The sequence below is a fragment of the Mesorhizobium sp. WSM4848 genome (assembly GCF_055811375.1).
Genome location: NZ_JBVVPX010000013.1, coordinates 96714 through 110082 on the forward strand (window position 1 = coordinate 96714; position 13369 = coordinate 110082).

15 protein-coding genes and 1 pseudogene are annotated in these 13369 nt (G+C 63.6%); 8 read left to right on the forward strand and 8 right to left on the reverse strand.

Annotation, left to right across the window (positions count from 1 at the left end):
• Positions 1-219: 219 nt before the first annotated feature.
• Entirely contained in the window at positions 220-522 is a 303-nt protein-coding gene (locus tag AC0L16_RS14700; protein WP_473621564.1) for a hypothetical protein, read from the reverse strand.
• Positions 523-528: 6 nt separating this feature from the next.
• On the reverse strand, positions 529-1299 hold the full coding sequence (locus AC0L16_RS14705; protein WP_473621565.1) for a DUF899 domain-containing protein: 771 nt from the start codon (positions 1297-1299) through the stop codon (positions 529-531).
• Positions 1300-1435: 136 nt separating this feature from the next.
• Between AC0L16_RS14705 and AC0L16_RS14710 the strand changes: the two genes are divergently transcribed.
• Complete coding sequence (locus tag AC0L16_RS14710) at positions 1436-2656, forward strand: helix-turn-helix domain-containing protein (protein WP_473621566.1); 1221 nt, start codon at positions 1436-1438, stop codon at positions 2654-2656.
• A gap of 9 nt (positions 2657-2665) precedes the next feature.
• Positions 2666-3334, forward strand: a complete 669-nt coding sequence (locus AC0L16_RS14715; protein WP_473621568.1) for a Vgb family protein — start codon at positions 2666-2668, stop codon at positions 3332-3334.
• A gap of 89 nt (positions 3335-3423) precedes the next feature.
• Here AC0L16_RS14715 and AC0L16_RS14720 read toward each other — a convergent pair whose 3' ends face one another.
• From AC0L16_RS14720 to AC0L16_RS14730, 3 genes are read right to left on the reverse strand one after another with little or no spacing between them, the layout of a single operon-like run.
• Positions 3424-3882 carry a MaoC/PaaZ C-terminal domain-containing protein gene (locus tag AC0L16_RS14720; protein WP_473621569.1) on the reverse strand — a complete coding sequence of 153 codons (459 nt, stop codon included), beginning with the start codon at positions 3880-3882 and terminating at the stop codon, positions 3424-3426.
• Position 3883: 1 nt separating this feature from the next.
• Positions 3884-4960, reverse strand: a complete 1077-nt coding sequence (locus tag AC0L16_RS14725; RefSeq protein WP_473621570.1) for a Gfo/Idh/MocA family protein — start codon at positions 4958-4960, stop codon at positions 3884-3886.
• Positions 4953-5282: an L-rhamnose mutarotase gene (locus tag AC0L16_RS14730; protein WP_473621571.1), complete on the reverse strand. Its 330-nt coding sequence runs from the start codon at positions 5280-5282 to the stop codon at positions 4953-4955. Before AC0L16_RS14730 ends, AC0L16_RS14725 begins: the two co-directional genes overlap by 8 nt.
• A gap of 139 nt (positions 5283-5421) precedes the next feature.
• On the opposite strand from AC0L16_RS14730, the gene AC0L16_RS14735 reads away from it, so the two are divergent.
• Positions 5422-6225, forward strand: a complete 804-nt coding sequence (locus AC0L16_RS14735; protein WP_473621573.1) for an IclR family transcriptional regulator — start codon at positions 5422-5424, stop codon at positions 6223-6225.
• 49 nt (positions 6226-6274) lie between these two features.
• On the forward strand, positions 6275-7111 hold the full coding sequence (locus tag AC0L16_RS14740) for an amidohydrolase family protein (protein WP_473621574.1): 837 nt from the start codon (positions 6275-6277) through the stop codon (positions 7109-7111).
• 20 nt (positions 7112-7131) lie between these two features.
• On the opposite strand, the gene AC0L16_RS14745 is transcribed toward AC0L16_RS14740, so the two are convergent.
• From AC0L16_RS14745 to AC0L16_RS14755, 3 genes and pseudogenes are all read right to left on the reverse strand, one after another.
• Positions 7132-8256 carry an extracellular solute-binding protein gene (locus tag AC0L16_RS14745; protein WP_473621626.1) on the reverse strand — a complete coding sequence of 375 codons (1125 nt, stop codon included), beginning with the start codon at positions 8254-8256 and terminating at the stop codon, positions 7132-7134.
• Between the two features lie 20 nt (positions 8257-8276).
• Entirely contained in the window at positions 8277-9437 is a 1161-nt protein-coding gene (locus AC0L16_RS14750; RefSeq protein ID WP_473621575.1) for a CaiB/BaiF CoA transferase family protein, read from the reverse strand.
• A gap of 3 nt (positions 9438-9440) precedes the next feature.
• A pseudogene (locus AC0L16_RS14755) lies at positions 9441-9533 on the reverse strand (amine oxidase); the annotation flags it as partial.
• A 139-nt stretch (positions 9534-9672) separates the two neighbouring features.
• On the opposite strand from AC0L16_RS14755, the gene AC0L16_RS14760 reads away from it, so the two are divergent.
• The 4 genes from AC0L16_RS14760 (at position 9673) to AC0L16_RS14775 (ending at position 13347) form a co-directional block, all read left to right on the forward strand.
• Positions 9673-10770, forward strand: a complete 1098-nt coding sequence (locus AC0L16_RS14760; protein WP_473621576.1) for a lactonase family protein — start codon at positions 9673-9675, stop codon at positions 10768-10770.
• A 100-nt stretch (positions 10771-10870) separates the two neighbouring features.
• Complete coding sequence (locus tag AC0L16_RS14765) at positions 10871-12388, forward strand: S10 family peptidase (protein ID WP_473621578.1); 1518 nt, start codon at positions 10871-10873, stop codon at positions 12386-12388.
• Between the two features lie 88 nt (positions 12389-12476).
• On the forward strand, positions 12477-13058 hold the full coding sequence (locus AC0L16_RS14770; RefSeq protein ID WP_473621579.1) for a DUF1349 domain-containing protein: 582 nt from the start codon (positions 12477-12479) through the stop codon (positions 13056-13058).
• Positions 13051-13347, forward strand: coding sequence for a hypothetical protein (locus AC0L16_RS14775; RefSeq protein WP_473621580.1), 297 nt, complete (start codon positions 13051-13053; stop codon positions 13345-13347). Before AC0L16_RS14770 ends, AC0L16_RS14775 begins: the two co-directional genes overlap by 8 nt.
• Positions 13348-13369: the final 22 nt, after the last annotated feature.

Genomic DNA, 13369 nt, shown 5'->3' on the forward strand with positions numbered 1-13369 from the left:
AGCCCTACGCCGCCGCCATGCCTTCGTCATCCTAGGGTCTGCGCCGCGTCGCTTCGCTCCTTGCTGCCCTAGGATGACGAAGTGGAGGGTGTTTCGGCCAATCTCCAACGTTTGCGATCTGCCATTGAGATTCGCTCATGAAGGGGCTGTGGACGTTCCCTGCTGATCGGCCCAACCTGTGTCGCGGAACTAGCTCGGAATTGGCGTTTGAACGCCGGATCACGACCGGCGGGCAACGCTTCGTCGGCCGGCGACCAGCTTCAGCCAAGGCGCCGCATGGAAGGCGCTCATCAGCAAGTACATCATCGCCATTCCGCTCAGCGGCGACGCATCTTGCGCCGCCGAGCAGATCATGTCCGCATCACCGGTGACGGCCGTCAGCAGCGCCATCATTGCGAAGGTTGGCGCTGCTGCCAGGGATAGCCAATCGGCCGCACCGCGGGCGGCGATATTGTCGCTTGGGAAATCGGCAGATCCGCCTGCGGGCGGCATCTTCTGCGTGTGGTTGGAGTGAAGTGTCATCGAACGTCAGCCCTGGCCGTACTCGTCGTGGCGGCGCCACCAGACGCCCGTCTCGTTACGCCCTAGAGGCGCGCGGTCGAGCCACTGATACATGCCCCAGAGGCTGTCCAGTCCGCGCGCATAGGTGGAATAGGCGTGGTAGACGACGCCGTCCTCGAGCACGAATGCGCTCATGCCTGGCCTCTCGCGCGTGTACGTTGCCATGTCTGTTCCGCTCATTGCAGCGAATGTCTCGGAGCCGTCGGCAGTCGTACGCGAGGGTATCTTGGCGAGAGGCGCCTCGCGGACATAGTTGTATTCGATGCCTTCCTCGCGCTGCTGCTCCTCGGTGAACGAAACGTCGAAGTCGAAATTGAAGTCGCTGCCGTGTGAGGAGGCCCAGGGGACCGTCCATCCCATCCGCCGCTTGTACGCCTGCAGCTTCGCGAGCGGTGCCCGCGATACCGCCGAAAGCATGACGTCGTGGTTGGCCAGGTGGACGACGAAGCCGTCGAATCCATCCGCGATCGCTGAGCAGGCCGGACAGCCCGCCGCGTAATCGGGCCCGAACATGAAGTGGTAGACGAGGAGTTGCGAGCGTCCCCTGAAAAGGTCTGCCAGTGAAGCGCTGCCTTGGTCGGTCTCGAATCGGTAATCCTTGTCGATCCGAACCCAAGGCAATTCCTGCCGCCGCCGCGCCACCTCGTCGCTTTGTCGCGTGAGCTCCTTCTCTGCCATGAGCAGATCAATCCGCGCTGCCAGCCACTCCTCACGTGTCCCGGTCCTGTGTGTCGGCATCGTTCTTCTCCTCTATGTTCTGTCCTCTATGTCCTGCCTCGTTGCACCTTCTTCTTACGGCGCGCTGGTTGTTGGTCCTGAGATAGATTAGGACCGGATTTCGAATGGTGAGAGTTACAAGTGTGACGGGATTCCGATGGACTCGCTGATCACCGCTGCGGCGCGCGCCCTCGCAACGGGTGATCCCCTCGGCGCATTGAAGCGGGTCGCCCTGCGTGACGATGCGCCTGCGCTTGCGCTGCGCGGTATCGCGATGGCGCAGCTCGGCGATCTCGTTCGCGCAAAGGCTCTCCTCAAAAGTGCTGCGCGCGCCTTCGGTCCGAAAGAGGCAGTGGCCCGCGCGAGGTGCGTCGTCGCCGAAGCCGAGATCGCGCTTGTCTCGCGCGACCTCGGCTGGCCGGCGAAGGCACTCGACGCCGCGCGGTCGACGCTTGAAAAACACGGCGACCACGTCAATGCCGCGCATGCGCGCAATCTCGAAGCTCGGCGCCTGCTCCTGATCGGACGCCTCGATGAGGCCGAGGGCAGGCTCGCCGGCTTCGACCCGACAACGCTCCCACCCGCGTCGAGGGCCGCCCACGAGCTGGTGATTGCGGGGATCGCGATACGCCGCCTCCGCACCAAGGCGGCGCGCGCTGCGCTCGGGCGGGCCGAGCACGCCGCGCGCGAGGCGGACATTCCCGCGCTGACGGCCGAGGTTGAAGGCGCATCCCTGGTGATGAACACGCCCGCGGCGCGCCTGATCGCGCGTGGTGAGGAGCGCCCGCTCCTGCTCGAGGAGGTCGAAGCGCTGCTGGCGTCGGGGGCGCTCGTCGTCGACGCCTGCCGCAATGTCGTGCGGGACGCCGGCACGATCGTCTCGCTGGCGACACGCCCGGTCCTGTTCGCGCTTGCGCGCACGCTGGCCGAAGCCTGGCCCGCAGACGTGCCGAGGAGCACGCTCGTCGCCCGCGCCTTCGGCGGCAAGCACGCCGATGAGTCGCATCGCGCCCGGTTACGGGTCGAAGTCGGTCGGCTTCGGGTGGAGTTGCGGTCACTGGCGGATGTGAGCGCGACCAAGCGAGGCTTTGCGCTTAAGCCGCGCCGCCCAAGCGATGTCGTGGTGCTGGCGCCGCCCGCCGACGAGCCGCATGCAGCGGTGCTCGCCTTCCTCGCCGACGGCGAGTCGTGGTCGAGCTCGGCGCTCGCAATTGCGCTCGGAGCCAGCTCGCGCACCGTGCAGCGCTCGCTCGAGCAGCTTGCGGCAGCAGGCAAGGTGCAGTCGTTCGGCCGCGGGCGAGCGCGTCGCTGGGTGACCCCGCCCGTGCCGGGATTCCCGACAATCTTGTTACTCCCCGGTTCACTGTCGGGCTATTAGGATAGAAGTATGAAGCGATCTGCAGCCGAAGTCCTCCGCGAATATGGACCCTTTCCGGGTGTCGACCAGGTGGCTGGGGTTACCTTCGACGGTCAGCACGTCTGGTTTGCGTCAGGAGACAGACTGAACGCTCTGGATCCTGCGAGCGGCAAGGTGGTGCGCGCGATCGATGTCGCCGCGCACGCAGGAACGGCCTTCGACGGCCAGCACCTGTTCCAGATCGCCGAAGATCGGATTCAGAAGATCGATCCCGACACTGGCCGGGTGCTCGCCACGATTCCGGCGCCAGGTGGCGGCGGCGACTCCGGGCTCGCCTGGGCCGAAGGCTCACTGTGGGTGGGGCAGAATCGCGGTCGCAAGATCCATCAGATCGACCCTCAGACAGGCGCAGTTCTTCGCACAATCGATTCCAACCGTATCGTCACAGGGGTCACCTGGATCGACGGCGAACTCTGGCACGGCACCTGGGAAGGTGACGAGAGCGATGTCAGGCGGATAGATCCTGAAACCGGAAAGGTCCTGGAGCAGCTCGATATGCCGCGTGGAAACGGCGTGTCGGGGCTCGAGTCCGATGGTGGCGATCAGTTTTTCTGCGGCGGTGGAAACAGCGGCAAGGTGAGAGCCATCCGCCGACCCAGGCGAGGTTCCGAAACCCCGGTGGCCCCGACGAGCAAGTAACCGAAGCGGCCCTCGCGTGCGCGCTTTCCCCTTTGATGAACCGTCCGCCGGGAGCGGCCATCAATCGGCGGACCGGATCGCTGGAGCCCTTAAGCGCTACTGGGCCTGTCGCGGCGTTCGACGATGTAGATGTGGTCGGCCACCAGGACCACGTCGCCATGCTGGTTGATCACCTCGCAGCGCTCGATGACCCGACCTGACTCCGGCCGCTTCGGGTCGTCTTCCTTGGCCGAGATGGTGGTGCGGGTCTTGATCGTATCGCCGATGAACACCGGCTTGATGAAGCGCAATCTGTCATAGCCATAGGAGAAGGCGACCGGGTTGATGATGCTTGCCGTCAGTCCGACGCCGACCGAAAAGACCAGCGTGCCGTGGGCGATGCGCTGGCCGAACGGCGTCGTCTTCATGAACTCGGCGTCCATGTGGTGGGGAAAGAAATCGCCAGTATGGCCGGCATGCACGACGAAGTCGGTCTCGGTGATGGTGCGCCCGCTGGTCATGCGCGACGCGCCAATCTGGTAGTCTTCAAAGTAGATCGTCTGCTCCATGTCAGGGCCTCGCTGCAATCGGTGTTGCCGGTGCCGCGCTCGATTGGTAGGCGGCTTCAACCAGTGCCATGGTGTTCCAGGCGTCCTCGACGGAACTGACAAGTTCGGCATCCTCGCCTGATGCGTAGCGCTGGACATTGGCCATGCGGCCGACAAAGGCGTCCGGAAACCATTCACCGACGAGCGGCACCGTAATCCAGCCGGAGCCGCCCTTCGGATGGATTTCCAGGATGTCAGGCTCGCCGCGCGGATAGTCGAGATTAAGCCCGAGTTTGAGATAGGCGGCTCCCGCGGTGCCGCAGATGCGGAACTCGCAGGCCTGGTGTTTTCGGCCAAATTTGTGGTCGTGATTGATCGACAGCGCGCAGCGCACGGTATCGCCATAGTCGAGGATCGCGCTGGTGCGCGTTTGCGCAACCTTGTGATTGGGATCGCCGAGCGTCTTGGCGTGAACGCCCCTGGGATCGCCGAGCAATTGCCGGATCAGGTCGAGATAGTGGATCGAATGCATGGCGATCTCGACGCGCGGCGCCTTCAGCAGGAACTCCCACAGTTGCCAGGGAGTGGCAAGCGCCAGCCATGCGTCGAAATCGACCACGTCGCCGAGCCAGCCCTTGGCGATCGCATCCTCAAGCGCCAGCATCATCGGCGCGAAGCGGAGCTGGAAATTCACTGCGGCCTTCAATTTTTTGGAGCGGCAGATTTCGAGGATCTCGGTCGCCTCGGTGAGATCACTGCCCATCGGCTTCTGGATCAGCGCCACTGCACCGTCGGGCAACGCCCTGAGCACGCCGGCATGACGAGCCGGCGGCGTCGCCAGGTCGAAGACGACGTCCCTGGTCGCCGCGGCCTCCTCGACCGACCGGTAAGTGGTGACACCCCATTTCTGCGCCAGTCTTTCCGCCTTTGCATGGTCGGGATCGAAAACCCCGGCGACCGGGAAGCCGGCTTTCCCATAGGCCGGGAAATGCGCATCGCCGACGATCGACCCGGCGCCGAAAATCACAATCGGCCTGGGGTTCGACGGCTTCGCCCAGGACTGGGAGAGCGAGGCTGGGTCGAAAACGCCATCAGTCATGATGGAAGACTTCGTCCATCGATGCCCACCATTCGCCCTCCTTGCGGGTCGGCAGCGGCTCCTGGCAGGGCATGCACAGCGCCCACCATTCCTGCGTCCTGGGATCGGCGGCCATCTTGGCCATGTCGGCGGCATAGTCGGCGCCGTGATATTCGAAAGTGCTGAACAAGAGGTGCTCCGGCTCCTTGAGATAGATCGAATAGTTTTTGATGTTGCAGGCGGAAATCATCGCCAGCACGTCGGGCCAGACGGCTGCGTGAAGCCGCACATATTCGTCGACCTTTTCCGGCTTGAGGCCAAGCACCATTCCCATCCGCTGCATGTCCGGCTCCTACTTCAGGTTGCAATTGCGCGATGCTTCCGCCTTGCGGTGATCTTTGGCCACTATTTACATACAAACAAATAATTTACACAATCGCCAAGCTGGTGGTCCCAAGGGATGCTGACCACGAGGAGTGACTATGGCGGAGGAGGAGGACGAGGACCGTTATCGCGCGCCGGCGCTCGACAAGGGGCTCGACATTCTCGAGCTGCTGGCCGGCGTCGATGGCGGCCTGACGCAGGCGGAAATCGCGAAAAAGCTCGACCGCAGCCCCAACGAATTCTACCGCATGCTGGATCGGCTGGTGCGGCGCGGCTACGTCACCCGGCTGGATGGCGATCGCTACTCGCTGACGCTCAAGCTGTTTGGCCTGGCGCAACTGCACGCGCCGGTGCGGCGGCTGGTTTCCTATGCGACGCCGCTGATGCGGGAACTTGCCGAGACCTCGCAGCAGTCAAACCAGCTTGTCGTCTTCGACCGCGGTTCTGCCGTGGTGATCGCCCAGCAGGAGGCGCCGGACTATTGGGGCATCTCGATACGGGTCGGCGCGCATGTCAGCCTGTTCGACACCGGCTCCGGACATGTGCTGCTGGCGTTCCACTCGCCGGAAGAGCGGCGGATGATGATCTCTGAGCATCTGCGCAGCACCCACAAGCCGCCTCAATCGCCGGACTTCTTCGCTCGCCTCGACCAGATCCGGCAACGCGGCTATGAAATGATGGCATCGATGCAGACCGCCGGTGTATTCAACCTGTCGGCACCTGTGCTTGGCTCGGACGGCAGGGCGATCGCCGCGCTGTCGATCCCCTACATAACTCTGATCAACGCACCCGAGGCGCCCGAAATTACGAGGACGATAGAACTGTTGCTGGCAGCGACCGAAAAGCTGTCGCAGCTGGCTGGAGCATCGGCCACGCAGGCGAACTCATTCTTATCTGAATGAACAATTTCTGCGTGAGATGATTTTGAAACGCCGAAGGAGGAGCGCCGTCATGATCTTCGATACCCATCTGCACCTGATCGACCAGTCGGCGCTGCGCTATCCCTGGCTCTCCGGCGTGCCGGCGCTGAACCGCGATTTTTCCCTGGACGAATATGCAGTCCAGGCTCGCCGCGCCGGCATAGAGGGCGCGTTGCATATGGAAGTCGATGTCGATCCGGCCGACATCGAGGCTGAGACCAGTCACGTAAAGGCGCTGTCGGAACAGAAGGACAGTTTACTGCGCGGGGCAATAGCCTCCTGCCGTCCCGAAGAGCCGGGCTTTGCCGCCTATCTCGAGCGCCAGCGCGCCGATCCTTTCGTCAAGGGCTTTCGCCGTGTGCTCCACGTCGTGCCGGACGAGCTTTCGGAAGGCGCACTGTTTCGCCAAAACATCAAGCGGCTTGCCGGCACCAAGCTGACCTTCGACCTCGTCGTCCTGCCGCATCAGATCCCCAAGGCGATTGCACTCGCCGACCTCGCGCCGGACGTGCAGTTCGTGCTCGACCATTGCGGCGTGCCCGACATCAAGGGCGGCGGTGAGCATCCCTGGCGCGAGCATGTGGCAGAGATCGCGCGGCGCCCGAACGTCGTCGGCAAAATTTCCGGTGTGGTCGCCTATGCGGACGCTGGATCCTGGGCTGTCGAAACTCTGCGTTCCTATGTCGAGCACACCATCCAATGCTTTGGCTGGGACCGCGTCGTGTGGGGCAGCGACTGGCCGGTCTGCACGCTAGGCGGCGGACTAGCCACCTGGATTGCGGCGACGCACGCGCTGCTCGGCGGTGCAAGCATCGATGAACGGCAAAAGCTGCTCGCCACCAATGCGAAGCGGCTGTGGAATTTCTAGAGAAGTGAGCGAACTCTGCCTCAGCTCAGCGCCGGGTGCCGGAAACTCTTCACAAACAGGCGATTGAGATCGGCGACGACGCGGTCGGCACCGTGCCTCTCGGTCAGGCCGAGATTGATGCGATCGGAGGCGGCCTGCTGGAAGGTCATATAGCCATCGTGGCGTGGCCTGACCCAGGCCCTCTCGAGCGTGGCGCGGGTGTCCTTGTGGAAATTGCCGGCGGCTGCGTTTACGGCGGCATCGTCCCAGGCTGCGGCATGGCCGGGCTGGCCGCCGGCCGAAGCATAGGGGCCGCGCTGCACCTCGCCGCTGGCGATCCAGTAGGCAAAGTCGATGGCCGCGTGCTTGGCCTGCGAAAAGGCCGACACGGCAATGCCGGTTCCGCCGAGCGTCGACCCGACCGGACCGGCATTGCCGGCAGACGGAATGTCGGCGAAGGCAAGACGGCTGCTGCGGAATCCGGCAATGGCATAGGAGACATAGCCATAGATCAGCGGCGCGCAGGCGATCCGCGTGCCGGAGCTGGCCATCTCCTCCAGGACGTCGATCGGGTCCATGCCAAGGCCGGCGGGGTCGATGAGCGCCGCGATCTCGCGCATCATCTCGAAAACGCGGCTGCCCATGTCAGGATTGACGTGGTCGCCAGGCTCTTCGACGGCGGGCCGGCCGAGATTGCCGGCAAGCGTGTAGAACACCATCAGCGAATGCGGCGGCCTCAGCGGCAGCAGCACGCGGCCTTGCCGCGCCAGATCGAGCACCTCGGCCCAGTTCGCCGGCGCGGCGGAAAGCATGTCAGGTCGCCACGCCTGCACCTGGCTGGCCGTATCGATCGGAAACGCCCACTGCCGGCCTTGCCAGTTGTAACTCGGATAGGACTGGCCGACGCTGGCTGCCGCCAATGCCGCGCGTTCCGCTTCACGCCCCATAACGTCGAGCGGCGCCAAACAAGTCTCGGCGGTGATCTGGCCGACATGCGGATGATCGATGACTATCAAATCGTAGGCACGGGCCAGGCCCTCGATCGGAAACGATTCGAAATCCTGCAGCGAGCGCTTGTCCCATTCGATGGTGACGCCGGTCTCCTGCTTCCACAGTCCCGAACAGGCGACCATCGGGTCGTAGCCGCGCGGATGGCTCCAGGTCATGCCTTTGAGCGTCACGTCGCTCACAGCCCGTACTCCTCGCGGATCTTTGCGCTGTGCTCGCCGATGCGTGGCGCCGCCCGCTCTACCTTGGCGCGGACGCCATCGACCCTCAGCGGCGAACGCGTGGTGAGGATCGAGACGTCATCCTCGCGCGTCACCGTCTGCAGCATGTCGAGCACCTGAAAACCTTCGCTGGCCATCATTTCCGGCCAAGTCAGCACCTTGGCGCACCAGATGTCGGCGGGCTCGAGGGTGGCAAGCCATTCGTCGACGGTTTTCGTCGCGATTTTTTGCGCGATGATCGCCTTGATCTCGTCGCGGGCGGTGAACCAGGTCGACGGCTGATCGCGATAGGGCGCAAGCTGTTCGAGCTGCAAAAGGTCGGCCAGCTTCGGGATCGGCGTCATGGCGATCGCCAGATAGCCGTCCTTGGTCGGATAGACGCCGTAAGGCGCCGACAGATAGGCATGGGCGCTGCGGAAGGCCGATCGCCGCGGCAGGCGGCGTCCGTCATTGAGATGCGTGGTCAGCACCTCGAACTGGAAGTCGACCAGCGCTTCGAGCAGGCTGGTCTCGACATGGCTGCCGGTGCCGGTTACGCCGCGTCGCACCAGTGCGGCAAGGATGCCTTGCGCGGCGGCGGCGCCCGCCAGCATGTCGGCAATCGCCAGGCCGAACGGCACCGGACCCTGGTCCTCGTCGCCGTTCAGCCACATCACGCCGGAACGCGCCTGCGCCAGCAGATCCTGCCCAGGGCGCTTGACCCAGGGGCCTTCCTCGCCATAGCCGCTGATCGAGGCATAGACCAGGCGCGGATTGATCTTGCGCACCGCCTCGTAGTCGAGACCAAGGCGCTCGATGACGCCGGGCCGGAAATTCTGGATCAGCGCGTCGGCCTTGGCCAGCAGGCCGCGCAGCGACGCCAAATCGGCCTTGTCCTTGAGGTCGATGGCAAAGCTTTCCTTGGCCCGGTTGATGGCGTGGAAGATGGTGGAATCGCCGCCGATCTCGGTGTCGCTGAGATAGAGCCGGCGCGACAGGTCACCGCCATCCGGGCGCTCGATCTTGATGACGCGGGCGCCGAGGTCGAGCAGTCGCAGCGAGCAGTAGGGCCCGGACAGGAACTGGCTCATGTCGACGACGACGAGCCCAGTCAGCGGCAATTCGGCAAGGGCAGCCATCGCCTATCTCTCCGTCTTGCCGGCGAAATCGGCCGGATTCCGGCACTTCACCGTCTGCAGGTGCTCGCAATAAAGCACGAGCTCTCCTTCACCCTTGGGTTGCACAGTCGGTCCCTCACGTTCAATCTTCTTTGGTGAATAATATTTTCACATATGGGATTGTGTTTCAAGCGTGAGCAGGCGAAATTTGCCGCGATCCGCTGCGGCTGGATGCTGGCGGAACAAGGGGATTTCGATGCAGGACGCCTGTCTGGTCTTCGTCGGCAGCCTCAACCGCGAGGCGCCTTATTTTCAGGGCGCGCGCGGCGTCGGGCTCGCCGTCTATAGCTTCGACGAAGAGACCCTGGAGACGAGGAAACTGAATGAGACGGGTGACATCGACAATCCGACCTTCCTGTCGGTGACGCCGGACGGCTCCCATGTCTATGCCAACTCCGAAGTGTTCACCTGGCGCGAAGGCGTGGTCTCGGCCTACCGCTTCGACAGGCAAACCGCCGCGCTTTCCTACATCAACAAGCAGCCGACGCTTGGCAGCATCACGGCGCACAACAACCTCACGCGCGACGGGACGAAGCTTCTGGTCGCCAATTACTGCATGGGCGAAGGCGGCCCTGATCGCTCAGTCGTGGTTTACGGGCTGCGCGACGATGGCGGCCTGACTGCGCCGTTGTCGAGCGTCGCCCATAGCGGAACTGGTCCCGACGCAGCTCGTCAGGAACGTCCCCATGCCCACAGCGTCACCGAGACGATTGCCGGTGGCGTGGCGATCGTCGCCGATCTCGGCATCGATCGGCTTGTCGCGTACCGCATCGGGCCCGACGGCGGCCTGACCAGACTGGCGGAGTCGGCGCTTGCGCCCGGCGCCGGGCCACGTCACGTGGCGTTGCATCCGGGTGGGCGCCTCGTGTTCGTCATGAACGAACTGGATTCGACGGTCGTCTCGCTTGCGCTGGACGAAGCGTCAGGCAGGCTCACCGTGATCGACACGAAGCCGGCCGTGCCGGCCGCGGCGGGCGACGGCAATCATTGCGCCGACATCCAGATCTCGCCCGACGGCCGCTATCTCTATGGCTCCAACCGCGGCCATGACAGTGTCGTGGTGTTTTCTGTCGACCAGCAGACGGGCACGCTTGCGCTCGTCGACTATGCGCCATGTGGGGGCGCTACGCCGCGCAATCTGGCACTGACGCCCTCAGGTCGCCATCTCTTCTCGGCCAACCAGAACGCCGACCGTATCTCGATTTTCGCGCGCGACGCGGCCACGGGGCGGCTGGCCGACACCGGACGGTTTATCGAAATCGGCACGCCGATGTGCGTGAAGATCGTGCATTGAAAGCCTTGGTCTCCTTCCAGCAGCGAGGGCGTGCACGGTCCTGTGATTTCGGCTGAGCCATCGGCGTGGTAGCTTCCAGTCGTTCCGCTGCGGAGTCGTCATGCGTACCAAACTGCTAGAAATCACCCTTGCTATGCTGCTGCTGGTTGGCGGCCTTCCAGCCGGCCATGCGCAAGTGGCTGAGCGGCCGTCGCCTTCGGGCGGCGTTCTGTCGCTGCTCCCGCCGCCGCAGGTCTCAGATCATTCGATCGTGATCGCGGGACGCACGCTCAACTATCAGGCAAGGGCCGGCACGCTGTCGTTGCTATCCGGCAAGGGCGACGTCACCGCGGAAATCTTTCATGTCGCCTACACGCTGCGTCCCGAGCCAAGCCGGGAACCTGATCCCCGGCGCCCGATCACTTTCGTATTCAACGGTGGTCCCGGAGCAGCTTCCGCCTATCTGCATCTTGGCGCGCTCGGTCCACGCGTGATGGCGACAGCGGCCGATGGAAGTTTTCTCCCACCGCCGCAGCGGCTTTTGGACAACTCGAACACCTGGCTCGACATGACCGACCTGGTCTTTGTCGATCCCGTCGGAACCGGTTACAGCCGCGAAGCACCCGGCACCGAGGCACGCAGCTTCTGGGGCGTCAACCAGGACGCCGCCGCGATGGGCGCATTCATCCGGCTCTATCTGGCACAGGCGGGCCGCACGGCGTCGCCGGTGTTTCTTGCCGGCGAAAGCTATGGCGGGTTTCGGGCGGCACTGCTCGCCAAGACGCTCCAGGATGACATCGGCATCAGCCCTCGCGGCATCGTGCTCATCTCGCCGGCGCTCGAATTCACGCTGGTGCGGCCCGACGAGTTCCAGCCGCTTCACTGGGCGCTTGAGCTGCCGTCGCTGGCGGCGGTGCGCCTGCGCAGCGAAAGCGTCACCGGTTCCGAACTGCAGGAGCGGTTGGCCGATGTCGAACGCTATGCGCTTGGCGACTATCTCGTCGCGCTTGCCAGCGGGCTCGAACAGGGCGGGCGTCTGGCGAGCCCGCGCGTTGCCGAAATCACCGGCCTGCCGCTCGAACTCGTCAAACGAAACTTTGCACGCATTCCCACCGCGCTCTTCGCCAAGGAGTTTGCGCGGGCAAGGGGCAATGTTCTCAGCGTCTATGACGGCACGATCGAAACGGCAGACGTTGCCCCGGAAAGTCCAAGGCCCAGCGGTCCTGATCCGGTGCTCGACCGAAGCGTGCCAGCGCTCACATCCGCCTTTGTCAGCTATATCAGGGAGGAATTGAAATTCCGCACCGATGTAAGCTATCGGCTTCTCAACCGTGAAATCAGCGGCAATTGGGATTATGGGACGAGCCCGACGCGTCAGGGCTATGTCGGCGTGATGGATGACCTTCAACAGGCGCGCGCGCTAAATCCCGGCCTCGGCGTTTTGATCGTCAACGGCTACACCGACCTGGTGACACCCTATCTGGCGTCACGCTATCTTGTCGGCCAGGTCCCTTCGCTTCCCGGCGCAAAGCCCATCCGCGTCGAGCTTCTGGAAGGCGGCCACATGATGTATTTCAGGCCGGAGAGCCGGCGCGCGCTGAGAGAGGCCGCGTCCGAGCTTTACCAAGCGCCGAAATGAAGCGGTTTAAGCCGGGTACAAGAGACAAATCGGCCTCGTCGCAAGTGCGGCGGACAACGCAACATGAACCGGCGATACGAGCAAGTCGATGACATCTCAGCCTGCAGAACTGACCTGGCTCAACCCGCCACCGCATCATGCTTTCGGCGACAGCTCCGTGCATGTGCGGACCGGCAAGGAGACCGATTTCTGGCGCGAGACTTTTTATGATTTCTGGCGTGACAATGGCCACTTCCTCTACCGGCAGGTCGAGGGCGATTTCAGCGCCGAGGTCACCGTCAAGGGGGACTACAAGGTACTCTATGATCAGGCCGGTTTGATGGTCCGGCTGAGCGAGACGCATTGGGTCAAGGCCGGCATCGAGCTCACCGACGGGCTCGCCTATTTTTCCGTCGTCGTCACCAATGATGCCTCCGACTGGTCGTTGGTCAGCATCCCGGCCGGGCCGGACGGCGTCAGGATCCGGCTGACCCGCCATGCCGAGACAATCCGCGTTCAGTATCTCGATGCCTCCGACCATCGCTGGAAGCCGGTGCGGCTCGCCTACTTCCCGCCCTCGAAAACAATCGATGTCGGCATGATGTGCTGTTCGCCGCAACGTGAAGGTTTCGAAGTCACATTCAGCGATTTTTCAGTCGGCCCGGCGATCTCGAGGGAACTCCATGACTGACGCGTCCTGCCAGCGGATCGGGACGCCGCTTTCACAGCAGCATCGTTCCGACAGCCGAATTGCGCGGCAAGGTGGTCGTCCCAATTCGACCGGAATCCTTCCGCTTCAACCGGACAATGACACCACGCAATCGGCGATGGGACGGGTCGAGGATGTCATCTTCATCGGCAGCAGGTCTTTCTACACTATCTGCCTGGCCGACGGCGTTCGCGCTGTCGGCAGCCATCCACGATGCGATCGAAGAAGAAATAGACGAAAGCCGTCATTCCAATCAATCCACGTGAAATGACGTTGTTGCACTCGAGGCTTAC

Bases quoted from the DNA above. Each gene is read 5' to 3' on its own strand.
- AC0L16_RS14760 (WP_473621576.1), top strand. From the start codon at position 9,673: ATGCAGGACGCCTGTCTGGTCTTCGTCGGCAGCCTCAACCGCGAGGCG.
- AC0L16_RS14765 (WP_473621578.1), top strand. From the start codon at position 10,871: ATGCGTACCAAACTGCTAGAAATCACCCTTGCTATGCTGCTGCTGGTT.
- AC0L16_RS14725 (WP_473621570.1), bottom strand. From the start codon at position 4,960: ATGACTGATGGCGTTTTCGACCCAGCCTCGCTCTCCCAGTCCTGGGCG.
- AC0L16_RS14750 (WP_473621575.1), bottom strand. From the start codon at position 9,437: ATGGCTGCCCTTGCCGAATTGCCGCTGACTGGGCTCGTCGTCGTCGAC.
- AC0L16_RS14740 (WP_473621574.1), top strand. From the start codon at position 6,275: ATGATCTTCGATACCCATCTGCACCTGATCGACCAGTCGGCGCTGCGC.
- AC0L16_RS14700 (WP_473621564.1), bottom strand. From the start codon at position 522: ATGACACTTCACTCCAACCACACGCAGAAGATGCCGCCCGCAGGCGGA.
- AC0L16_RS14715 (WP_473621568.1), top strand. From the start codon at position 2,666: ATGAAGCGATCTGCAGCCGAAGTCCTCCGCGAATATGGACCCTTTCCG.
- AC0L16_RS14735 (WP_473621573.1), top strand. From the start codon at position 5,422: ATGGCGGAGGAGGAGGACGAGGACCGTTATCGCGCGCCGGCGCTCGAC.
- AC0L16_RS14775 (WP_473621580.1), top strand. From the start codon at position 13,051: ATGACTGACGCGTCCTGCCAGCGGATCGGGACGCCGCTTTCACAGCAG.
- AC0L16_RS14745 (WP_473621626.1), bottom strand. From the start codon at position 8,256: ATGACCTGGAGCCATCCGCGCGGCTACGACCCGATGGTCGCCTGTTCG.
- AC0L16_RS14705 (WP_473621565.1), bottom strand. From the start codon at position 1,299: ATGCCGACACACAGGACCGGGACACGTGAGGAGTGGCTGGCAGCGCGG.
- AC0L16_RS14730 (WP_473621571.1), bottom strand. From the start codon at position 5,282: ATGCAGCGGATGGGAATGGTGCTTGGCCTCAAGCCGGAAAAGGTCGAC.
- AC0L16_RS14720 (WP_473621569.1), bottom strand. From the start codon at position 3,882: ATGGAGCAGACGATCTACTTTGAAGACTACCAGATTGGCGCGTCGCGC.
- AC0L16_RS14770 (WP_473621579.1), top strand. From the start codon at position 12,477: ATGACATCTCAGCCTGCAGAACTGACCTGGCTCAACCCGCCACCGCAT.
- AC0L16_RS14710 (WP_473621566.1), top strand. From the start codon at position 1,436: ATGGACTCGCTGATCACCGCTGCGGCGCGCGCCCTCGCAACGGGTGAT.